Source organism: Algiphilus aromaticivorans DG1253 (genome assembly GCF_000733765.1).
Lineage (GTDB): Bacteria > Pseudomonadota > Gammaproteobacteria > Nevskiales > Nevskiaceae > Algiphilus > Algiphilus aromaticivorans.
The window spans coordinates 955,635-976,819 of record NZ_JPOG01000001.1 but is presented as its reverse complement, the minus strand read 5'-3'; the positions used below and the strand labels follow the sequence as shown (position 1 = coordinate 976,819).

The following is a 21,185-nucleotide window of genomic DNA, read 5'->3' as shown; positions in this document are numbered from 1 at the left end:
GCCCTTTTCGCTGGAAAGCGGCAAGCGCTCAGATCAGAAAAGTATCGCGCTTGACACCACGCGATTCGGCTTCGCTAATCCACTTCGGTGCGCGGCCACGGCCCGTCCAAGTCTTGCCCGTAGCCGGGTCCCGATATTTCGGGGCCACACTACCCTTGCCCTTGGAAGACGACTTGCCGGCTTTCGCGCCACTGAATCCGAGGTCGCTCGGCGACAAATCATACTGCGCCATTTTCTGCTTGATGTCGGCGACGACATCGGCGATCTCTTTCTTGCGCTCTTCCTCGGCCTGCGCCTTCAAGGTGTCGATTTTGCTCAAGAGTTCTTGATACTTGCTCATTGTTTATGCCTCGGCAGTAGTAAACATCACTCGCTTCCTGAAAAGCGAGCGGATGATAAATTGAAAGAGAGAATTTATTCAAGCATTGCTGGATCAGGAAACGGCATGATACAGAAATACGACATCGACCTGGCCCACTCCCGGCGAACTTGAAAGCTTTCTCCCTTTCGGGAAATGCATGCGCCCTGGCCACGCTGTCATTTCTCCGCTATTGCCTTCTGATCAATAAACCGGAGGTATCTGTAAACGTCCATTTATCGCCAGCACCGAGCCCATCGCTGCTACCAATGAGATGCTCCTGCCCACACTTGGGCGCAGGTTTCTCATGCGTGCGGGCGCATATTTCTGGTGTGGCCTGCGCAATCCGGAGCCGATGCAGGCGACTCTCGCACTGACCAGTGCGGCACCGAACGACCGGAACCCTTCTTGACCGGTAGCAGTGCGCATTCCTCCGCGCGTGACGCGGCAGCCTGGCAGCGCAGGTCTCGCTCTCTCAGCTTCCGGGGCGTCCAGCTTCGGCTTCGGTCCGGCTGGGGCGCAGGCGCTGGCCGATACGGAGCACGGTAACGAGCAGCGTCGGCAAGAAGGTCAAGGTGAGCAGCGTGGCGATCATCAGGCCGAAAAGCACGATGGTGCCGACACCACGATAAAGCTCGGTGCCGGCGCCCGGAATGAATACCAGCGGCGCCAGCGCGAGGATGGTGGTGATCATCGACATCATGATCGGCCGGATGCGGTTATGCAGCGCGTCAGTGACCGCCTGCTCGATGCTCTCGGCGCCATGCCGCAGGTTGTAGCGCGCCTGATCGACGATGAGGATGGGGTTGTTGACGACCGTCCCCAGCAGGATCAGGAAGCCGAGCATGGTGATCATGTCGAAGGGCTGGCGGACAAAGAGATTGAGCACGGCCAGACCGGCAATACCGCCTGCGATACCCAGCGGCACGCTGAGCATGATCAACAGAGGAAAGCCCCAATGCACGAAGATGGCCACCATTAGCAGGTAGCAGAGCGCCAGTGCCACGACGAAATTCCCGGAAAGCGATTCCTGGGTGGCCTGCAGCTGATCACTGGCGCCGGAGATATCCATCTGCACGCGATCCGGCACCACCCCTTGGCCGCGCAGATGATCGACGACGTCGCGCTGCACCATCTCCACAGCCGCTTCCAGCGCAATCGAACGCGGCGGAATGATGTTCAGCGTAACGGTACGCTTGCCGTCGACGCGCCGGATCTGGTCCGTATCCACCGTCTCGACGAGATCGGCCACGGCCGAAATCGGCACCACCGCACCCTGCGGAGTATGCAGCGGCAGCTCCGGCAAGCGCGCGAGGTCCTGGCGGTTGCCAGCCTCGCTGAAGACGAAAATGTCGACTTTCCGGTCACCGATGAAGAACTCGTCGACGAAGGCACCATCGGACAGCGCCGCGACCGAAAAGCCGAGGCTGTCGGCGTCCAGCCCCAGCTCGGCGGCACGCGCCCAGTCCGGGCGGATTTCGATCAATGGCTGATCCAGCGACAAGGAGCCCGGGTCGGAGTTGATCTGCGGTTCCCCCAGCACGGTTTCTGCCCGGCGATAGACGGCCTCGGCGACCTCGTAGATGCCGACAAGGTCCGGGCCGGCAATGTCGACATTCACCGAGCGCGTGCCGCCATCGTTGCTGGAGATGATGGAGCCACGCGCGGCGAAGGCGCGCATGCCCGGATAGCGCTCGTAGCGCTTGGTGAGCGCGGCCATCAGCGCGTCGATGTCGCCCGGCGCGACGGTCTCGCTGATAATGCGCAGCCCCGTCGGCTGCACGGATAGATTGATATAACGGATGGGCGGCATATCAGTGTCGCCGCGCGCAAAGGCCGAACGGTCCGCATCGATATGAGGCAGCAACTCTTCCTGCAGCTCCTCGGCGATGCGTAGCATCTCGGTCAGGTTGTAGCCCGGAGGCGCGCTCATGCTCGCGAAGGTCTTTGGTTCCTCACCTTCCGGCAGGTACTCGGCGGGTGGCGTCAGGAAATAGAGCACGCCACCGATGAGCAGCACGATGCCCCCGAGATAGCTCCAGCGCCGGCCGGGACTTGCCACCAGCCAGCGCACCGCGGACACCGTAGCGAGCTTCAGGCGCGTGTCCCGGGTGGCATCGGCGCTGGCGAAACGGATGCGCACACTGGCAGCCGGTATCAGCGTTATGGCAACCAGCATGGAGGTCAGGATCGAGGCCGAGATCGCCACGGCGATATCGGAATAGAGCTGCCCGGCCTCCTGCTGAATGAAGAGGATCGGCGCAAAGACCAGCACCGTGGTCATCGTCGAGGCCAGCACGGCCGGCCATACGCGACGCACACCGGCGGCTGCGGCTTCCAGTGGCCCGAGGCCACGGCGGCGCTCGCGCTCGATGGCTTCCAGCACGACGATGGTGTTGTCCAGCGTCATGCCGATGGCGAAGGCCACGCCGGCCAGGGAGATCACGTTGATCGTGCGGCCGGCGGCAAGCAGGCCGATGAAAGCCGCCACCGTGCAGAGCGGTACGCCGAGCACAGCCACCAGTGTGGCAGGCGCTGAACGCAGGAAGGCGAACATGATGGCGCTCGCCAGTACCGCGCCGATGGCGAGGTTCTGCCAGACATTGGCGACCGAGGCCTCGACGTAGCGCACGTCGTCGCTGGTCAGCCCCATTTCCAGTCCGGCCGGCTCCAGCACCTCGGCGTTGATGTCGTCGATGACCGGTCCCATCGCCTCCTTGATGGCGATGACGTTGGAGCCGGTGACCCGGCGCACAGCCAGCGTGATGGCACGCTGGCCATCCGCGAAGGCGAGCTCGCGCAGCTCGAAATGATCGAGTCGCACATCGGCGACATCTCCGAGGCGGATCAGCGCATCGCCACGACGCGCGATAATGGTTTCCTCCAGCGCAGCAACATCCTCGTAGCGGCCGACGGTGCGCAGTAGATAACGCCGCTTGCCGCTGTCGATGTCACCGGCGGAGGTGTCGCGGTTGCGCGCACGCACGACATCGCGCACATCCGTCATCGCCAGCCCGCGCTGCGCCAGCTCGGCCGGATCGACGTGGATCTGCACCTGACGCTCGGCACCACCGCGCACCTGCACCTGCGAGACACCGGCCACACGTTCCATGCGCGGGCGGACGTTGTCATCGACGAAATCCCGCATCAGATCGATGTCCAGCCCCAGCGGATTGTCGCCGAGGGGCGTGATGCGGTAATACATGAACGCGTTTTCCGAGAAGGAGCTCGCCGTCACGCGCGGCTGATCGACATTCTCGGGATAGTCCGGCACTTGCGACAACGCGTTATTGACGTCGATGAGCGCTTCGGTCACGTCAACGTCAAAGGGGAATTCCAGCTCGATCTCGGCCCGCCCGGTAGAGCTGTAGGAAACCATGCGCGAAAGATTGGGAATGACCCGCAGGTATTCCTCCTGCTCGATCAGGATTTCCTTTTCGACGTCCTGCGGCGTGGCGCCCGGCCAGCTCGTCTGCACGCTGATCGTGCGCACCGACAGATCGGGAATCATCTGCACCGGCACGCGCGAGGCGGCCAGCACGCCGAGCACGGCCACGACCAGCGCGATCACCGTCAACAGCGTGCCGCGACGCAGCACCGCCTCGATCACGCCGGGCGCTCCACGGTTCTCGGCGCCGGCAGCGAGGGATCAGTCCGCGTCATCGACCACTTCCACGCTCTGGCCTTCGCGCAAGCCTTCGTTGCCGCGCACCACGACCCGCTCGTTGGCGCTCAGACCGTCGCGCACGACCACTTCGTCCCCCAGCGTCGCGCCCAGCGTGAGCGGACGGCGGCGCGCGACCAGCTCGCCGTCGTCGGAAGGCACCACCACCCATGCCACCGCCGTACCGTCCGGGAAGCGCATGATCGCGTCGCGCGGAATGCGCAGCTGCTCGCTTGCGGCAGCGGTGCGCAAGGTCACTCGCGCCGACAGCCCCGGCAGAATGGATGCGCTGGGCTGATCGGCGAGCACGCGTACGAGGAAGGTCCGCGCATCGGGGTCACTGACCGGCACCAGCGCATCGACCCGCCCTTCCAGCGTCTGCTCCGGCATCGCATCCAGCGTCACTTCCGCCGGCGAACCCTTCTCCAGCGTGGCGATATAGCGTTGCGGTACCTGCACATCGACACGCACGCGGTCGATAGCGATCAGATCCAGCGCCGCCGTACCGGTGGCCAGCCATTCGCCAGGGTCGACGCTGCGCCGGCTCACCACGCCGTCGAAGGGCGCAATCAGTTCGTGACGCCGGACGCGTTCGCGCGCCTCCGCCACCTCGACTTCCAGCCGCTGCAGCGCCGCTTCGGCCAGGCGGGCTTCGGCCTGTTGCGACTTGTAGGACGAGGCCGGAATGCGGCCATCGCGCGCAAGCACTTCCTGCTCGTCACGCAGGCGCTCGGCTTCCTGCAGGCGCGTGCGCGCCTCGGCACGGGTCGCCTCGGCGCGCCGCAGAGCGAGCTGAGCCAGCGTGGCGTCCTGCCTCAGCAGCACATCGCCGGCGCTTACCCGATCGCCAGCGTCAACGAGCACATCGGCGACCAGCCCCTCGAGCCGAGCCGACAGTTGCGCGTCGCGCTCCGCGGTCACACTCCCCGTGAGCGTGACGCGACCGGGCTCGGAAGACGCGCTCACATTCACGACCCGAACCCGGGGCACATCCTTCTGAGCGACGGCCGTGCCCGCCGCAAGACAGAGTTGCATCGCCAGCGCAGCCGGCAACAGGAAAGTAATTCGGGACACGTGGGGGCCTCCAAGGACCGATTCGACAAGCCTAGAGCAACTGTCACTGCTTCGCAGCCTGTTACAGACCTGTCCAGCAAGCTTCTGCAGGCCCCGTTCACCGAGCGGTCATGAATAGCGCTGCTACACTTCGCAAATGCTTCGGAAGACCATTCTCGCGGCGGCCCTCATCGCCGCGCCCGTGACGTGGGCGCAGGATAACCTGCGCTATATCGCTGGCGAACGTACTCTGGCCGTGCGCGAGGAGCCCAGCTCGAATGCCGAGCTGGTGACCTTCGTGGAGACAGGCGACGCCATGGAGTTGCTGGAGTCTATGGGCGACAACAGTTACGCGCGGGTGCGGCTGTCGAGCGGCCGCGAAGGCTGGCTGGCCGCGCGCTTCCTGACCGCCGAGAAACCGGCCGCCGAACGTCTGCGCGCCGCCCAGCGCGAGCTGGAAGCCGAGCGCCAGCGGGTCGCGGAACTCGAGAAGCAGGTTACGCAGCTGGAAGCGCGCCTTGAGGATGCCGCTCCCGCGCTGGAGCTGGCCGATCGCAACGCGGAGCTGGAGGCCGAACTGAAGTCGCAGCGCGAAGAGCTGGAGCAAAGCCTTGCCGCCTACGACGCCGAGCGCGCGCGCCAGCGCACGTTGGTCACCGGCGCGGCGCTAGTCGGTGGCGGCGTGCTTCTGGGCCTGCTGCTTCCGGTACTGGCACGCCGTCGCCGTCGGGGATACAGCGACCTCTGAGCCCGCTTCGAGAGCCGTAGCGCGCCTGACGCCCGCTCTGCCTTTTGTAAGACTGATAAGGAATAAGCGATTGCCGGAAACCCTGGCAAAGTGCAATATCGCGCCCCGTCACAAACCCCTGCTACCAGGCCCCTATGTATCGCTACGACGCCATCGACAAGCAGCTCGTCAACGAGCGCGTCGCCCAGTTCCGCGACCAGACCCAGCGCTATCTCGCCGGTGACATCCCGGACGAGGAATTCAAGGCGCTGCGCCTGCGCAACGGGCTCTACATCCAACGCTTCGCGCCCATGCTGCGCGTCGCGATCCCCTACGGCCTGCTGTCCTCCGATCAGTTGCGCCGGCTGGGGCATATCGCGCGCACCTACGACAAGGGCTACGGCCACTTCAGCACGCGCCAGAACATCCAGTACAACTGGCCGAAGCTGGAGGAAGCTCCGGACATCCTCGCCGAACTCGCCGAAGTCGAGATGCACGCCATTCAGACCTCCGGCAACTGCATCCGCAACATCAGCACGGATCATCTCGCCGGCGTGGCGCGCGACGAACTGGTGGACCCGCGCCCCTACTGCGAGCTGACGCGGCAGTGGTCGACCTTCCATCCGGAGTTCAACTGGCTACCGCGCAAGTTCAAGATCGCTTTCTCGGCGAGCACGACGGACCGCGCGGCCACCGCCGTGCACGACATCGGCGTGCATATCGTGAAGAACGACGCCGGCGAATTGGGCTATCGCATCTTCGTGGGCGGCGGCCTCGGCCGCATGCCGATGATCGGCCACTGCATCCGTGAATTCCTGCCCGAGGCCGATCTCTTCTCGTACCTCGAGGCAGTGATGCGCATCTACAACCGGCTCGGCCGGCGCGATAACATCCATCGCGCGCGGGTCAAGGTGCTGGTCAAGGCCACTGGTCCCGAGGCCTTCCGCGACATGGTCGAGTCCGAGTGGCAGCAGATCGATCACGCTCAGTATCGGCTGCAGCCGGAGGACATCGCCTACATGAAGTCCTTCTTCCCGGCGCCGGACTACGCCGAGGACGCGGCCAGCGAAGACTATCAGCGCCTGCAGGAGCAGGACAGCGCCTTCCGTGCCTTCGTCAAGCGCAATGTCCACGCCCACCGGCAGGGCGGCTACAAGGTCGTCTTCGTTTCGCTGAAGGCGAAGGACATTGCGCCCGGCGACGCCACGGCCGAGCAGATGGAGGTCGTCGCCGATCTCGCCGATCGCTACGGCTTTGGCGAAATCCGCACAACGCACGACCAGAACCTGGTGTTGCCCGACATCGCCGAGAAGGACGTCTACGCCGTCTGGCAGAAGCTGGCGGAACACGGGCTGGCCACGCCCAACATCGGCCTGGTAACGGATCTGATCTGTTGCCCCGGACTGGACTTCTGCTCGCTGGCCAACGCCGGCTCCATCGGCGTCAATCACGAGATCTTCGAGCGCTTCGACGCGCTGGATTACCAGTACGACGTCGGGCCGATCAAGCTCAAGATGTCCGGCTGCATGAATGGCTGCGGCCACCACAGCGTCGGCCACATCGGCATTCTCGGCGTCGACAAGAAGGGCCAGGAGTGGTACCAGATCACGCTCGGCGGCTCGTCGGAAAACGATGCCACGCTGGGTGACCGCACCGGCCCCTCCTTCGACCGCGAGGACGTCGCCGAGGCCGTCGAGACGATCATCCGCACCTATCTCGACGTGCGCGAGGGCGAGGAGGAGCGCTTCCTCGATTGCTATCGCCGCGTCGGCATGGCGCCCTTCAAGGCCGCGCTCTATCCGGCCAAGGAAAAGGCGGCATGAGCGCGCTGATCCGCGATCGGAAGATCGTTGCCGACGACCGCCAGTGGCTCGATGACGAATCAGCGCTACCCGAGGACGGCACGCCCGTGATCGTCTCCTGGGAGCGCTGGCAGACGCTGCTCGACGGCACGACCGACGACGGCCGTTACCCCGAAGTCGGCGTGCAGATGCCGAACACGCTGGATCTGGCGGAAGGCTGGCAGCAGATTGCGCAACGGCCGCTGATTGCTCTGGACTTCCCCGCTTTTCCGGACGGCCGTGCCTATTCGCAGGCGCGGCTGCTGCGCGACCGCTACGGATTCTCCGGGGAAGTGCGCGCCTGCGGCGAAGCTGTCGTGCGCGATCAGCTCTTCAACTTGGCACGCTGCGGCGTCAATGCCTTCCAGCTACGGGCCGATCAGGACCCGCAAGGCTGCCTGGCCGCCTTCGAGACCTTCAGCGACGCGTATCAGCCTACCTGCGACGGTATCGAGCCGATCTGGAAGCGGCGGCGGCGCGCCGGGCCGACGCCTGCCTGAGCTGTCCCGCCTTACCCTGCCGCGAAGCGGCAGGGTAAGCCGAAGAGCTTCAGTTCTTGGCGACCCAGGCCGTGCACCAGCCCACGGAAGCAACCTTCTTGCCGGGGAAGATGGCGCAAGCGCCCCATTCGGCATCGCCGCCCTGCCAGAGCTGGCAGTTGGCGCAATTGCTGCCTTCCTTGAAACGCTCGTGCTCCGCGGCTTCGGCAGCGTCGTGCACATAATTCAGCGACTTCGCCTGAGCCGACTCAGGATCGACCCGATCATCCTGAGCAAACACGGCCGGAATACGAGCGGTGGCGAGAACGCCGGTACCGAGGGCCGCGAGCTTCAGGACACCGCGGCGATCGAAGGACTTGCCATGGAACTTCTTCATGCTGTCATCTCGGTTGATCATCAGGGGCGCAAGCCTAGTCGCTCGCGCTTCATCACCATTGAATCGTAGCATTTCTGTCCCAAAATCAGCAACTTGCGAAACATTCTCCGGTGCGTATGAGAATGTGTCGCTTTCCCTTTACTGGTGACGGTCGCGGCTGCGCTTGAGCCACTCCTCGTAGAAGGGCGGCATATCGCGCGAGGCACTATCCTCGAACTGCGGGTCCCGCTTCGCGCGGAAGGCGTCCACGCCCTCGCGACCATCCTCGCGGCTTGTGTAGAACATGGCCAGCGAGTCGACCTTGTGCGCCTCCAGCGGATGAGAAGCCGCGCTATTGCGCAGCATCATCTGGCGCGTCAGCGCTACTGCTACCTGCGAGCGGTTCTGCACCAGCGACAACGCGTAGGCACAGGCCTCGTCGAGCAGCGCCTCCGGGGCGGCCACCTGCCGCAGCAGCCCGCCGGCCCGCGCCGTCTCGGCGTCCAGGATATCGGCCTTGTAGCACCACTCCAGCGCCGTATCGAGGCCAACGATGCGCGGCAGGAACCAGCTCGAGCAGGCCTCGGGCACGATGCCCAGCCGACCGAAGACGAAGCCGATGCGCGCCTTCTCGGAAGCCATGCGCGCATCCATGGCCAGCGTCATGGTGGCGCCGATTCCCACGGCCGCGCCGTTGATCGCGGCGATGACCGGCTTGCGGCAATCGTAGATGGCCAGCGTCACGCGTCCGCCGGTATCGCGCACACCCGCGATGAAGGCCGGATCCTCCAGTTTGCTGTCCATATCCGCTAGGGTCGGCTCCATGGATTCATCGAGGCCAAAGACGTTGCCGTCGGCCGAGAGATCCATGCCCGCGCAGAAGGCCTTGCCCTCGCCCGTCACGACGATGGCGCGGACGGCGTCATCGTCATTGGCGCGGCGGAAGAAATCCTCCAGCTCGTTCGCCATCTGCACGGTGAAAGCGTTCATCTGATCCGGCCGGCTCAGGCGCAGAATGTGGATGCCGTCGTCGCGTTGCTCGGTCTGGAGCGTCTCGTAGGCCATGGGGCTGCTCTTGAGAAGTGGGCCGACAGTTTGCCTGCCCCCGCTCTCGCCTGCGCACTCAGATGAGCCGGCGACGCAGCCAGCCCGTGCCGTATTCCAGCAGCATCACCGTGGCGAAGATCACCACGAGCAAAGTGCCGACATGACCGAAGTCGAACATCTCGAAGCGGCCCTTGAGTTCCTGTCCGATACCGCCGGCGCCGACAACGCCGATGACCGTCGCGGTGCGGATATTGCGCTCCAGGATGTACTGCACATAGCCCAGATAGGAGGGCAGCACCTGCGGCAGCACGGCCCAGCGCAGCACCAGCAGGCGCGAGGCCCCGATGGCACGCAGAGCGTCCTGCGGCGCCGGGTCGGCATTCTCGATGTCCTCGGCGAAGAACTTGCCGAGGAAGCCGGCCGTGTGCAACCCCAACGCCAGCACGCCGGCGATGGGTCCGAAGCCGAAGGCCAGCACCAGGAAAAGCGCCGCCAGCAAATCGGGCATAGCGCGTAACAAGCTGCACAACGCCCGACTGGGATGGTAGAGGCCCAGTGGCGCCAAGCCGCGCGCACCGAAGAAGGCGAGCGGCATCGCCAGCAAGACCGCAAGCACGGTGCCCCAGAAGGCGATCTCGATGGTTTCCAGCATGAGCCGGACGGCGTGCAGGAGATAACCCCAGGGCTCCACCAGCACCTCGCGACTGCCACGCTCCTCGGTCAGCTCCAGCGTATCCGGGTCCAGCTTCGTCTCGACCGTTTGTTCGGTCTCGATGCGCGCGCCCCAGGGCAGATCATCGCGATCAAGGTTCTCGATGCGCGCCATTGGACGCTGCTCCGCGATCTGCAGCGGGAACAGGTCGCGCCCGATCCGCGCCAGACCATCGGCGACCTCCGCCTCCTCGCGCAGACCCACTGCCGCGCCGATGCCTTCGGCCACCATCACCGCCATGCGATCGATCTCGGTGCGCTGGGCGGAGGCGCTCATCGCCACCAGCGCCGCAAGCAATAGCAGCAGATGCCACGGCCGCAGTCCGGGGCGCAGCGGCCAGTCGTCCGGCGGTGGAACCGCCCGTGTCTCGACCGAGGCGCTCACGCCGCCTCCCGCGCAAGCGCGCCGCCATAGAGCGCGCCCAGCGCGGCTTCGTCGAGCGCGTCCACAGAACTGTCGAGCACGATGCGACCGCCGCACATGCCGACGAGGCGATCGGCGAAGCGGCGCGCCAATTCCACCTGATGCAGGCTGCACAGAACGGTGGCGCCGTGCTCGCGCGCGGCGCGCTGCAGCAGCGCCAGGATATCGGCGCTGATATGCGGATCCAGGCTCGCCACCGGCTCATCAGCCAACACCAGCAGCGGCGCCCCCATGAAGGCGCGAGCAATACCGACGCGCTGCTGCTGTCCACCGGAGAGCGTGCTCGCGCGCCGGTAGAGCTGTCCTGGCTCCAGGCCAACTTCGTGCAACAGCGCACAAGCGCGCCGCTTGCGCGCGCGCCCGAAGCCGCCGAGCAGCGCCGCGGGTGCGCGCATCTCACCGATGGCACCGGTCAGAACATTGCCTAGGACTGACAGCCGCGGCACCAGATCGACGCCCTGGTGGATGGTGGCCACCCGGCCCCGCCGCCGGCGCGGGCGCCCGTGCGGCAGATGCTCTTCCCCCAGCCAGATGCTGCCCTCGGTGGGGGCTAGCAGGCCGTTGATGACGCGCAGCAAGGTCGACTTGCCGGCACCGGAAGCGCCCAGCAGCACACAGAACTGGCCAGGTGGCAGCGTCAAATCGATGTCGGCGAGGCCGACTGTGCCATCGGCGAAGCGTTTGCCGATGCCCTGCAGCTGCAGAAGTGCCTCCGTGTCCGCGTTCAACGCTGCCCAGCCTTGCGCAGCATGGCCACACGGGTGTCGTCGCCGATACGGGCCAGCGTCTCGGCCGGTACGTCGAAGGCGCTTTCGGGGAAATCCGGGTCGTAACGATCCACCTGCTTGCCGCCGTAGCCACGGATCATCTCCGGCCGGATACCGGGGGCTTCGTGCACGCTACCGAAGGCTTCGCGCAGCTGCGTCTTCAACGATTCGGATAGCCGGCTGTTCACGGCCATGGGCGGATTCGGAATGGGGACGCTGCGCGCCAGCACGCGGAATCGCTCAGCATCCACCGAGCCACGATCGAGCGCACGCAGGAAGGACGGAAAGCTCAGGCAGGCGGCGTCAACGTGCCCTTCCGCCAGCGCCGAGAGGCTGGCAGCGTGGCTGCCGGTGATGCGCACAGCCGCGAGGTCCCGCGCCGGGTCAAGGCCAGCATCCAGCATCATCGCCACCTGGAAGGTGAAGCTGGAGGCCGAATTGACGTCGCCGAAGGCCACGCGCTTGCCGCGCAGGTCGGCGATCTCCGCAACAGCGGCGTCAGCCGGCACGAAAATGCCGGCGTGATAGGCGGATTCGCCGTCCGTCACCGACACCGCCAGCAACTCGGCCGCGCCGGCGGCGCGCGCCTGCACATAGGACACCGGCCCGAACCAGGCCAGCTCTACGAGATCGCGCTTCATCGCCTCGATGACAGCCGCATAGCTGTCCCCGACCCGCAACTCGAAATGCAGCCCGGTATCGCGCGTAATGGCATTGAACAGCGGCTGGAAATCCGCCCGCGTGCCGCTGGCGGTGCCACCGTCCGCCGGGATCAGCATGACGCGCAGCGGTGCTTCCACACTGCCGTCGCGCAGGCTTTCGGCGGACAGCGGCGACACCGCCGCCAGCATCACCGCGACAAGCGCAAGGAACCGCCAGCCGACAAAGGCGAGCCTGAAATGCACGCTCATGATCTCCCTCGATTTGCGTGGATGGCGGCGTCTCGATGCGCCAGCGAGGGGCAGAGGCTATGGGCCGCAGGTTGCACGACCGTGAAGGAAGCATCGGATTCCGGAGCCTTCCATCGACTTGCTCTATGGATTGGCGGCACCCAGCAGGTCGAGCGACAGCGCCTTGAAGCCCGAATAGCTGGGGACCGGGTGGTCCACCGGCGGCTGCGACTCGGCATGTCGCATCAGGGCGATCGCACAGCCGGCGGCCTCGGCACAGGCCACGTCAACGGCGCTATCGCCAACCATCAGCGTCCGCTCCGGATGGCTCCCGGCCTGCGCCATCAGCCACTGCAATGGCATGGGGTCGGGCTTACGGCGCGGCAGGCTGTCACCGCCGACGATGCGCGAGAAGTGCTGCGCCAAACCGAGCTGCTGCAGCAGGCGACGAGCGCTGCGCTCGGCTTGGTTGCTGCACACCGCCAGCCAGTGCCCGCGCGCGCGCAAGGCTTCCAGCAGCTCGGGAACGCCGGAAAAGGCCTGCACGCGGCTGCGCGCGGTGCGCAAATAGTGCGCCTGCAGCCCCCTTTCCAGACGATCCATGCGCCTGCCGGAAGGTAGCGGGGCATCGACCAGCGCCGCGTGCAACATGGCAGTCAGCCCGTGGTGCACGGCGCCGGACAAGGCGTGTCTATCCGCCGGCGGACGATGCAGGCTGCCCAGCAGATCATCAAGCGCCCCGAACAGGGCTTCATGCGTATCGAGCAGCGTTCCGTCCAGATCGAAGACGATGCATTCGAAGCCGGCGCGCTGCGAGGGGAGCTGCGTCTCACTCACCTTGCTTTCCTTCGTTGTGAGGCCGCAAGGCACACAGTCACCGCCCTGCAAAACCGGCCCGTTCTAATGCGCGTTCCATAGAGCGGATCAATGGATCGCCATGCGTTTTCTCACCGGCCTGCGCGCCTTCCATTTCGTCGCCCGCTGCGGCGGCACCACCGCCGCGGCCAAGGCCATGGGAGTCAGCCAGCCCACCGTCTCGGCGCACATCGCCGCACTGGAACGCCAGTACGGCGTGCAGCTCTTCGTCCAGCTGGGGCGACGGCTGGTCCTCACCGAGTTCGCGGAGAACCTGCTGGTGGTCACCAACCGCCTCTTCGAGCTGGAGGACGAGGCGCACGACATGCTCAGCGAGGCCTACGGCATCCAGCGCGGTCATCTGCGCATCGGGGCCGTCGGACCCTTCAATGTCATGCCCATGCTGGCGACCTTCCGGCAGCAGTACCCACGCATCTTCGTGACGCTGTCGGTGGGCGATTCCTCGCAGATCGTCGAACGCATCCGCGACTACCACGTCGATGTCGGCGTCCTTGTGCACGGCGTGGACGACGAGCTCGTGCACTCCATTCCATTCCGAAAGCAGCCGCTGCGAGTCTTCGCGCATCGCGATCATCCATTGGCCGCGCGCGAGAGCCTGCGCATGGCCGATCTGGAAGGGGCCGACATGGTGGTGCGCGAGCCTGGCTCGACCACGCGCAGCGTCTTCGAAGCAGCGCTGGATCGGGCCGGCGTACGTGTCAACCCGGTCATGGAGATCGGCAGCCGCGAATCGATCCGCGAAGCCGTGGCCTGCGGCATCGGCATCGGCGTCGTCTCCGATATCGCCTACATCCCGGACGCGCGCCTGCGGCCGCTGCCCGTGACCGACCTGGATGCCCACAGTTATTGCCATGTGATCTGCCTGCGCGACCGCCTGCGCTCGCGGCTGGTCGTCGCCTTCCTGCAGCTCCTCGACGGCCTGCGCGCTGGCATGGCCGGCTTTGATGAAGAGGAAACACCGCAGGAAGGCGGCGACACAGTCCCCGTCGGCAACCCTTAACGCGCCCGCGGCGCCGCTAGCGGCTGTGTCCAGGCCATCTCCACGTCGTCGGCCATGTGGCCGTGCGGATGCGGCTTGCTGGAGGTCACGCGCGCACGGACATAGAGCTCTTCGCCGCTCAGGCGATAGCTGGCCTCGGTACCCTTGACTTCCTTCAGGACCACGCCGATATCCTCGCTATAACGCCGACCGATACGGCCGGTGGCGTCCTCCGGCAGCGCCGGCGGTGGCCGACTGGCGAGATCGGCGTCGGCGCGCGTGCCGATGAAAGTGATGGTGTAGTCGACACCCTCCTCGGCTTCCACACGCAGCGCCAGCGTGTCGCCCTCGCGCTTCAGCTCTGCGAGCGTCACGCCAGTGGAGTTGTAGAAGTCACCGCCCTTCATGGCAGCAACGATGCTGTCCGGCGTCAGCCGCCGGGCGCGCACCATGACCCAGCCGCGACCCGGGTTGGAATGCTGCTCGACCTCCCAGGAGGCGAAGCTGTGCGCGTCGTCGTTGGCCACGCCATACAGCGGCGCGGCGCCATGCTCACCGATACGCTTGGAAAGGACGATGTCCCACATGCGCTCGGTACCGACGCGGTAGTCGTCACCATAATTGTTGACACCGCTATGCCCGTTATAGAGTTCGAAGAAACCCTCGCCCTCCGCAAAGCGCAACGGAATAAGGTCCTCGGCGGTGATGGCGTAGCGGAAGTTCGGGTGGTTGACGTGCGCGATCATCTCGCGCCCGGTCTCCCGTCCCTGATCGAGCACCGCCTCTAGATTGTTCTGGATGACCTCGGTGACGCTGTCGCCGCCGCGCGGCTGGATTACGCGCTGCAGATTGATGCCATTCATGTGGACCGCCGGCGCCTTCAGCACGCGGGTGGTGATCTCCTCGCCCGGCACGAAGATGAACTCGCCGGCGGCCTCGAAGAGATGCCGGAACTCGTCCAGCGTTTTCAACCGCACCTCGGTCTCGCCGTCATTATTGGTGCGAGTCTCCACCCAGTCCTCGCCGAAGCGCTGACGATAGACCGCCAGCGCGCGCTGCTTGTCCTCGCGATCGATGGTGTACCAGAAGCTCGGATACTTGACGATGCCGCCGCGACTGAGCGCACCGGCCTGCATCTGATTGTGGTCGCTGATGACGAGGAAGTCGTAGCCGTGCTCCCGGTACCAGGCCGCAGCATTCTCCGGCGGGCTGTCGCCATCGCTCCACCAGCTGTGGGTATGCGTGTTGCCCTTCCACCAGCGCAGCTCGCCGGCGGTGTAATCGCCGCGCAAAGTCTTGTGGTATCCGGACTCGTGGGAATGGTCGTGACCGCTGCGGTCGGCAGTGGCTTGCGGCGAGCAGGCCGCAAGCAACAGACCAAGGGCGCAGCTAAGAGAAGAGCGGATCATGTTGGCCTCCGGATCAGTAGCGGTAGGAGTAGGAGACGAAGAAGCTGCGCGACTTGCCCTTGAACTCGTAGGGAAAGAGATACGCCGGGTCGTCGCGCGAGATCTCGCCGCGGATGAAGGCTTCGCCGTAGCGCTGGTCGCCGACGCCGCCACGCTCGGCGTAATCCTCATCGAGCACATTCACCATGCGCAGCTGGAATCGGTGCTGGCGGGAATCTCCCGCCCAGTAACCGAGGCTGGCGTTGAGCAGGAAATAGTCGCCGTAGTCGAAGCGCACGCGGTCGCCGCTGGACGCGAACTCCGGGCCCTGCAAGCGCGGCAGCAGCGTGAAGTGGTAACGATCTTCGGCCGAGCTATAGCGCAGATTGCCGACTACGAACCACTCAGGCTGCTGATCGAGCTGCAGGTCGCTGCCCTCCTCGGTGGCGTCGATGCCGGTGTAGCTGAGCGATCCGGACCAGCGCTCGGTGATGCGATACTCAATGTCGGCCGTAACGCCGCGGATCTCGGTAGTGCCCTCGGCGTTGAAGTAGGTATCCGGCATCTGGTTGTCGGTGGTATCGATACGGTTGTCGATATCCGTGGCGAAACCGCCGATCTCCGCCGAGAAGGGCCGACCGGCGAGCTGGCGCTTCAGGCCGAAGCCGAAGTTGTAGGACTCGGTCTCCACCGTCTCCAGGTCCGGATTGCCCACCAGATCCTCGGTGTCGCGGAAGAGCTCGTTGGTACGCGGCAGGCTGTAGGAGGTGCCGCCGTTGGCGCGCAGATAGAAGCCGCCGCCCACCGGCTGACGGAAGCCGGCCTTGTAGATGGTCTTGGAGCCGAAGGAATCGGCGAAGTCGGTGCGCACGGCCAGCGACAGCGTCGTCGACGGGCTGAAGGGCAACCGCGGCCGCAGGTCGATGTAGACGCCGTTGACCGAGGCGATGTCGTCATCGATGCCGAAGGCCTCGTGCGAATCGTTGCGATAGTTCACCGACTGCAGGCCCAGCACCATCTCGAGGCTGCTGCCGAAGTAGATGCGGTTGCGCACCGAGGCGGTCAGTTCCTCGTAGCCACCCTTGCGCTGGTCGAAGCCCTGGTTGTTGTAGGGCTGCGCCTCGCCGGTCCACTGGCCGTAGGGCACGGTGCGATCCGGGTCGTTGGCGTCCGGACAGCCATCCGGGCGCTCGCAGACCACCGGGAAAAGCTCCGTGTTGTGCAGCACCGGATTGGTGTAATAGGCCTCGACCTCGGTCTGAAATCGGTCCGACCAGCGCTTGCGGTAGCGCATATCCACCATCGGGTATTCGGTGGTGTTGGGCGCGAAGATGGTGGTGTGCGGGAAGGCGTCGCGGAACTCGATCTGCGCGTACTGCGCGCCCAGCCGCAGCTCGCTGGAGGCGTCGATATCCCAGAGATACTTGACGCCCAGATTGTTGCGATTGAGGGGGTACTCGTGGATGGCGCCGGCGCGCGCGATGTTGTCCACATAGACTTCCGGCTCGAAGAGCTCCGGCCCGTCCGAGGACTTGTTGCTGCCGTAGATCATCAGGCTGTGCTTGCCGCTTTCGCCGAGCGGGAAGCTGTGATTCGCCCAGAGATCGCGCGTGTTGAAATCGCCGTAGCTGACGCCGATCTCGCCCTTGGTCGTGCCATCGGGCTGCTTGGTGATGAGATTGATGACGCCGACGCCGCCGTTGGAGCCGAAGTAGAGGCTCTGACCGCCGCGGTAGACCTCGATGCGCTCGATCATGTGGACGTCGACGATGGTCGCGCCCCAGATCGTCTCCAGCGCCGGTCCGCGATCGAAGAGCGGAATGCCGTCGAGCAGCACCAGCGTGTCGCGATCGCTGCCGCCGTCGAGGCGCAGCGTGTACTCGCCCTCGTCCGGCGAATAGCCGATGTTGGCGCCCTTGACCAGCCCCTGCACAGCCTCGGCGATATTGGTATAGCCGCCCGCCTCGATCTGCTCGGCGTCGACGATCTGCACCTTGTTGCCGTACTGCTCCAGATCGACAGCCAGAGCTGCGTCGCGCTGCTTGCCGGTCACCTCCAGCAGCTCGACCTCGCTGCCGACCTCGGCTTCACTCGGCGCCTCATCCGCCCCTTCTTCCTGCGCCATGGCCGGATGCGGCAACACCGCAGCGGCGAGCACGACGCCCGACAGCGCGCGACGCGCAGCCGGCGCGCCGCAGAGCTTGAATATAGACATGCGCAAAACTCCCTTGGATTGGCCCGTAGCGGCACCGGCAAAGGCCGGTGCGCGTGCGCAGCGGTCGCCGGCTTGTGCCGGAGAGTCGCGACGCATCACGCCGGGCATCCTGAGGAGCGGCTATTGCGCCACCTTGTCGATAAGGTGAAGTTTCAAAAACTATCGGGCTTGGTGCATCACCCAGTGATTTCTTCTATGGGTTGTCCGCCGGCAGTCGCAGTGCTGCGCGCAGCGCAATGCTTGCCGCGACGCCGCAGCCGAGCACGACCAGCGCCAGTGGCACGGCGCTGCTGTTGTAGCTCACACCCACGATCACGCCCGTCAGCGCGCCGGCGCCGAGCTGAATCGTGCCCAGCATGGCCGAGGCCGAACCGGCCTGGCGCCAGAAGGGATGCAGCGCCAACGCCGTGGTATTTGCCAGTGAGCAACCCACCGCGAAGAGCACCAGCCCCATCGCGATCATGAAGCTCAGCACACCGAACAGCGGCGTCGCCACCACGACCAGCAGCAGCAGCGTAGCGACGCAGAAGGCACCCACCGTCCAGGGCAGAATGCGCGCTGGCGCCGCGTGCCGCAGCAGCCGTGCGTTCACCTGCGAGCCGAGAATGAAGGCCGCGGCATTGGCGCCGAAGAGAATGCCGTAGAGCCCGGGCGACACGCCCAGCAGCTCGATCAGTACGAAGGGCGAGCCGGAGATATAGGCGAAGAGCGCCGCCAGACTGCTGCCACCGGTAAGGGCATAGGCCAGGAACTGGCGTGTGCGCAGCACTTCCGCATAGTCAGCAGCCACCGCCCCGATCGGTCGCGCGCGATTGTCCGCCATCACCGCCGCCGCCAGTGTCTCGGGCAAGCGCAGCGTCACGGCCAGAAGACACGCTGTCCCGAAGAGCGCGAGCAGGCCGAAGATCCAGCGCCAGTCCAGCCAGATCAGGATCTGGCCACCCAGCGCCGGCGCCAGAATGGGCGCCACGCCCATGATCAGCATCAGCGTCGAGTAGATGCGCGCAGCGCCGCTGGCGTCGAAAAGATCGCGCACCACCGCCCGCACCATCACCATGCCAGCCGCCCCACCCAGCGCCTGAAGCACGCGCAGCGCGATCAGCTGCTCGATGCTGCCGGCCAAGGCGCAGCCCGCCGATGCCGCCACGAATACAGCGATGCCGAAGATCAGCGGCCGCCGCCGGCCGAAGCGATCGGCGATCGGCCCGTAGAGCAGCTGCCCGATGGCCAGCCCCACCAGATAGGCACTCAGCGTCAGCTGCACCTGCGCCTCACCGGCATCGAAGGCGCTGGCCAGCGCCGGCATCGCCGGCAGATACATGTCGATGGACAAGGGACCGAAAGCCATGATCGCGCCGAGCAGCAGCACGAGGCCGCGCCCGGTCATACCGGCATCGGATCTGGCAGAGGGGATCGACATACAGCCGAACATCATAGTGCGGTCGGCGCCAGGGCGGCGCTTGCCGGCGCGCCCATCGACCCGCATCCTGCCGTCATGGAGGCCGACGACGAACTGCAGCAGACCCTGCCGATCTTCCCGCTGGGCACCGTACTCTTTCCGGGCGGCGAGATCGTGCTGCGCATCTTCGAGCCGCGCTACGTGGCGATGGTGCGGCGCTGCCTGGCCGAGAACGGCCCCTTCGGCGTCTGCCTCATCCGCGCCGGCTTCGAGGTAGGCGCTGCCGCCATCCCGCATGAGGTCGGCTGCACGGCGCGCATCAGCCACTGGGAAGAACCCTCGGAGGACCGCTTCCTGATCCGCGCGCGCGGCGAGAACCGTTTCCGCATCACCACGCGCGCTGTCGCCGACGACGGCTTGATCAGCGCCCGCGTCGCCCTGCTGGAGCCACCCGACCCGATGCCGCTGCCCGATCACTTCGCGCCGCTGCGCACCATGCTCGAGGACGCCATCGAGCGCGTCGGCGCCGATCATTTTCCGGCGCCGCAGCGCCTCGACGACGCCGACTGGGTGGCCTGCCGCATCGCCGAGCACCTGCCGATCACGCCCGAGCGGAGACAGCAGCTGCTCGAGGAGGACGGCCCGTTGCAGCGTCTCGAAACGATCAGCGAGATCCTCGCCGAACTGCGCAATACCCCCGAAGAGTGAGTCGGGAGCGGCAGCAACGGCGCGCATCGCCGACAATGCGCGCCCCCTGAGCCGCACCCTGCCCCGCATGCCCGCAGACTTCGCCCGACGCGCCGCCTGGTTCGGCTTCTTCGCCGCACTGACCTCAGGCGCTGGGCAGACTTACTTCATCGGCCTCTTCGGCGAGCCCCTGCGTACGGCGCTGGGACTCAGCGAGGGCCAGCTCGGCATGGTCTACGGCGTCGCCACCCTGATCAGCGGCAGCCTGATGTTCTGGCTGGGGGCTGTGGCCGACCGCCTCAGCCTGCCCCGCGCAGCGATGCTGGCACTGGGCTGCATGGGCGTCGGCGCCGGCCTGCTCGCAACGGCCACGCATCCGCTGATGCTGCTGCCCGCCTTCCTGCTGCTGCGCCTGGGCGGCCAGGGGCTGTGCGGGCACATCGCTATCGTCGCCGCAGCCCGCCACGCCGATGCCCGACGTGGACGCGCCCTCAGCATCGCCGCCTTCGGCTTCATCGTCGGCGAGGCGATGTGGCCGCTGGTCATCACCGCTTCCCTCGATCTGCTGCCCTGGCGCATGGTCTGGGCCGCCACGGCCGGCGTCGTGCTGCTGGCGGGAGTGCCACTGCTCGCCGGAATGGCCAGGCCGCTGCCACAACCAGCCCACACTGCGGGTGACACGCAGGCACCGTCGCTGCTGCGCATCGAACTACTTCGCATGCCGCGCTTCCGAGCCGCGCTGGCGGTAGTGCTCCTGCCCCCCTTCATCATCACGGCGCTCTTCTTTCACCAATCCTCCATCGGTGGCATCAAGGGCTGGAGCCTGGCCGACATCGCGCCGGCCTTCGCCGTCTTCGCCGTGACGCAGGCGCTGGCCAACTGGCTGACCGGCCGCGCCATCGATCGCATCGGCAGCGTCGCAGTGCTGCGCTACCAGATCCTGCCACTGGTACCGGCGCTGCTGGCCCTGGTCTGGCTGCCACCGGCTGCCGGGCCATGGCTGGTCTTCGCGCTGCTCGGAATGATGAGCGGTGCCAACCAGGTCAACGCCGGCGCGCTCTGGGCTGAGCTCTTCGGCACGCAGCAAATGGGCAAGGTACGCGGCGTAGCCGCCGCCATCATGGTTCTGACCACGGCGATCGCCCCGCCCTTGCTCGGGCTGGCGCTGGACGCGGGCATTCCGCTGCTGCTCTGGTGCGTACCGCTCGCGATCTACTCGGCTTTGGCACCGCAACTCGCATGCCGCGTCATCGCGCGGCACCAGTCGGCCACTCCGCCCCCCTGACGCAAGGCACACCTGCCGC

At 66.0% G+C, this 21,185-nt stretch carries 18 protein-coding genes; 6 read left to right on the top strand and 12 right to left on the bottom strand.

Annotated elements, in window-relative coordinates; all coding sequences use genetic code 11:
* Nucleotides 1–28: 28 nt before the first annotated feature.
* The 3 genes from U743_RS04540 to U743_RS04530 all read right to left on the bottom strand — a co-directional run bounded on the left by U743_RS04540 (nt 29) and on the right by U743_RS04530 (nt 5,096).
* Complete coding sequence (locus U743_RS04540; RefSeq protein ID WP_043765837.1) at nt 29–340, bottom strand: H-NS histone family protein; 312 nt, start codon at nt 338–340, stop codon at nt 29–31.
* Nucleotides 341–833: 493 nt separating this feature from the next.
* Nucleotides 834–3,968 carry an efflux RND transporter permease subunit gene (locus U743_RS04535; RefSeq protein ID WP_043765834.1) on the bottom strand — a complete coding sequence of 1,045 codons (3,135 nt, stop codon included), beginning with the start codon at nt 3,966–3,968 and terminating at the stop codon, nt 834–836.
* Nucleotides 3,969–4,007: 39 nt separating this feature from the next.
* Nucleotides 4,008–5,096 (bottom strand): efflux RND transporter periplasmic adaptor subunit, encoded by a 1,089-nt coding sequence (locus U743_RS04530; protein WP_156966331.1) that lies wholly within the window; start codon nt 5,094–5,096, stop codon nt 4,008–4,010.
* A 136-nt stretch (nt 5,097–5,232) separates the two neighbouring features.
* Between U743_RS04530 and U743_RS04525 the strand changes: the two genes are divergently transcribed.
* From U743_RS04525 to U743_RS04515, 3 genes are all read left to right on the top strand, one after another.
* Nucleotides 5,233–5,823 (top strand): TIGR04211 family SH3 domain-containing protein, encoded by a 591-nt coding sequence (locus U743_RS04525; protein ID WP_043765831.1) that lies wholly within the window; start codon nt 5,233–5,235, stop codon nt 5,821–5,823.
* Between the two features lie 134 nt (nt 5,824–5,957).
* Nucleotides 5,958–7,625 (top strand): nitrite/sulfite reductase, encoded by a 1,668-nt coding sequence (locus U743_RS04520; protein ID WP_043765829.1) that lies wholly within the window; start codon nt 5,958–5,960, stop codon nt 7,623–7,625.
* Nucleotides 7,622–8,143, top strand: coding sequence for a DUF934 domain-containing protein (locus U743_RS04515; RefSeq protein WP_043765825.1), 522 nt, complete (start codon nt 7,622–7,624; stop codon nt 8,141–8,143). Before U743_RS04520 ends, U743_RS04515 begins: the two co-directional genes overlap by 4 nt.
* Nucleotides 8,144–8,192: 49 nt before the next feature.
* On the opposite strand, the gene U743_RS04510 is transcribed toward U743_RS04515, so the two are convergent.
* The 6 genes from U743_RS04510 to U743_RS17935 form a co-directional block, all read right to left on the bottom strand.
* Nucleotides 8,193–8,519 carry a high-potential iron-sulfur protein gene (locus U743_RS04510; RefSeq protein WP_043771120.1) on the bottom strand — a complete coding sequence of 109 codons (327 nt, stop codon included), beginning with the start codon at nt 8,517–8,519 and terminating at the stop codon, nt 8,193–8,195.
* Nucleotides 8,520–8,657: 138 nt separating this feature from the next.
* Nucleotides 8,658–9,563: a crotonase/enoyl-CoA hydratase family protein gene (locus tag U743_RS04505; RefSeq protein ID WP_043765823.1), complete on the bottom strand. Its 906-nt coding sequence runs from the start codon at nt 9,561–9,563 to the stop codon at nt 8,658–8,660.
* Nucleotides 9,564–9,621: 58 nt separating this feature from the next.
* Nucleotides 9,622–10,641: a phosphonate ABC transporter, permease protein PhnE gene (phnE, locus tag U743_RS04500; protein WP_232226716.1), complete on the bottom strand. Its 1,020-nt coding sequence runs from the start codon at nt 10,639–10,641 to the stop codon at nt 9,622–9,624.
* Nucleotides 10,638–11,408 carry a phosphonate ABC transporter ATP-binding protein gene (locus U743_RS04495; protein ID WP_052367529.1) on the bottom strand — a complete coding sequence of 257 codons (771 nt, stop codon included), beginning with the start codon at nt 11,406–11,408 and terminating at the stop codon, nt 10,638–10,640. Before U743_RS04495 ends, phnE begins: the two co-directional genes overlap by 4 nt.
* A complete protein-coding gene (locus U743_RS04490; RefSeq protein WP_052367528.1) occupies nt 11,405–12,358 on the bottom strand; it encodes a phosphate/phosphite/phosphonate ABC transporter substrate-binding protein in 954 nt (317 codons plus the stop codon). The genes U743_RS04495 and U743_RS04490 overlap by 4 nt, the downstream gene beginning before the upstream one ends.
* A gap of 123 nt (nt 12,359–12,481) precedes the next feature.
* A complete protein-coding gene (locus tag U743_RS17935; RefSeq protein ID WP_052367527.1) occupies nt 12,482–13,174 on the bottom strand; it encodes an HAD-IA family hydrolase in 693 nt (230 codons plus the stop codon).
* A gap of 100 nt (nt 13,175–13,274) precedes the next feature.
* On the opposite strand from U743_RS17935, the gene U743_RS04480 reads away from it, so the two are divergent.
* A complete protein-coding gene (locus tag U743_RS04480) occupies nt 13,275–14,213 on the top strand; it encodes a LysR substrate-binding domain-containing protein (RefSeq protein WP_052367526.1) in 939 nt (312 codons plus the stop codon).
* Here the strand turns inward: U743_RS04480 and U743_RS04475 are convergent.
* The 3 genes from U743_RS04475 to U743_RS04465 all read right to left on the bottom strand — a co-directional run bounded on the left by U743_RS04475 (nt 14,210) and on the right by U743_RS04465 (nt 19,182).
* Entirely contained in the window at nt 14,210–15,601 is a 1,392-nt protein-coding gene (locus U743_RS04475) for a CehA/McbA family metallohydrolase domain-containing protein (RefSeq protein WP_156966330.1), read from the bottom strand. The genes U743_RS04480 and U743_RS04475 overlap by 4 nt on opposite strands.
* A 13-nt stretch (nt 15,602–15,614) precedes the next feature.
* Nucleotides 15,615–17,795: a TonB-dependent receptor plug domain-containing protein gene (locus tag U743_RS04470; RefSeq protein WP_043765821.1), complete on the bottom strand. Its 2,181-nt coding sequence runs from the start codon at nt 17,793–17,795 to the stop codon at nt 15,615–15,617.
* 193 nt (nt 17,796–17,988) lie between these two features.
* Nucleotides 17,989–19,182 carry a multidrug effflux MFS transporter gene (locus tag U743_RS04465; RefSeq protein WP_043765819.1) on the bottom strand — a complete coding sequence of 398 codons (1,194 nt, stop codon included), beginning with the start codon at nt 19,180–19,182 and terminating at the stop codon, nt 17,989–17,991.
* Between the two features lie 108 nt (nt 19,183–19,290).
* Between U743_RS04465 and U743_RS04460 the strand changes: the two genes are divergently transcribed.
* Nucleotides 19,291–19,902 carry an LON peptidase substrate-binding domain-containing protein gene (locus U743_RS04460; protein WP_043765814.1) on the top strand — a complete coding sequence of 204 codons (612 nt, stop codon included), beginning with the start codon at nt 19,291–19,293 and terminating at the stop codon, nt 19,900–19,902.
* Nucleotides 19,903–19,969: 67 nt separating this feature from the next.
* Nucleotides 19,970–21,166, top strand: coding sequence for an MFS transporter (locus U743_RS04455; protein ID WP_052367524.1), 1,197 nt, complete (start codon nt 19,970–19,972; stop codon nt 21,164–21,166).
* Nucleotides 21,167–21,185 lie beyond the last annotated feature (19 nt).

Bases quoted from the DNA above. Each gene is read 5' to 3' on its own strand.
- U743_RS04465 (WP_043765819.1), bottom strand. From the start codon at position 19,182: ATGACCGGGCGCGGCCTCGTGCTGCTGCTCGGCGCGATCATGGCTTTC.
- U743_RS04480 (WP_052367526.1), top strand. From the start codon at position 13,275: ATGCGTTTTCTCACCGGCCTGCGCGCCTTCCATTTCGTCGCCCGCTGC.
- U743_RS04505 (WP_043765823.1), bottom strand. From the start codon at position 9,563: ATGGCCTACGAGACGCTCCAGACCGAGCAACGCGACGACGGCATCCAC.
- U743_RS04490 (WP_052367528.1), bottom strand. From the start codon at position 12,358: ATGAGCGTGCATTTCAGGCTCGCCTTTGTCGGCTGGCGGTTCCTTGCG.
- U743_RS04475 (WP_156966330.1), bottom strand. From the start codon at position 15,601: ATGATCCGCTCTTCTCTTAGCTGCGCCCTTGGTCTGTTGCTTGCGGCC.
- U743_RS04510 (WP_043771120.1), bottom strand. From the start codon at position 8,519: ATGAAGAAGTTCCATGGCAAGTCCTTCGATCGCCGCGGTGTCCTGAAG.
- U743_RS04540 (WP_043765837.1), bottom strand. From the start codon at position 340: ATGAGCAAGTATCAAGAACTCTTGAGCAAAATCGACACCTTGAAGGCG.
- U743_RS04460 (WP_043765814.1), top strand. From the start codon at position 19,291: ATGGAGGCCGACGACGAACTGCAGCAGACCCTGCCGATCTTCCCGCTG.
- U743_RS04455 (WP_052367524.1), top strand. From the start codon at position 19,970: ATGCCCGCAGACTTCGCCCGACGCGCCGCCTGGTTCGGCTTCTTCGCC.
- U743_RS04515 (WP_043765825.1), top strand. From the start codon at position 7,622: ATGAGCGCGCTGATCCGCGATCGGAAGATCGTTGCCGACGACCGCCAG.
- U743_RS04525 (WP_043765831.1), top strand. From the start codon at position 5,233: ATGCTTCGGAAGACCATTCTCGCGGCGGCCCTCATCGCCGCGCCCGTG.
- U743_RS04470 (WP_043765821.1), bottom strand. From the start codon at position 17,795: ATGTCTATATTCAAGCTCTGCGGCGCGCCGGCTGCGCGTCGCGCGCTG.
- U743_RS04520 (WP_043765829.1), top strand. From the start codon at position 5,958: ATGTATCGCTACGACGCCATCGACAAGCAGCTCGTCAACGAGCGCGTC.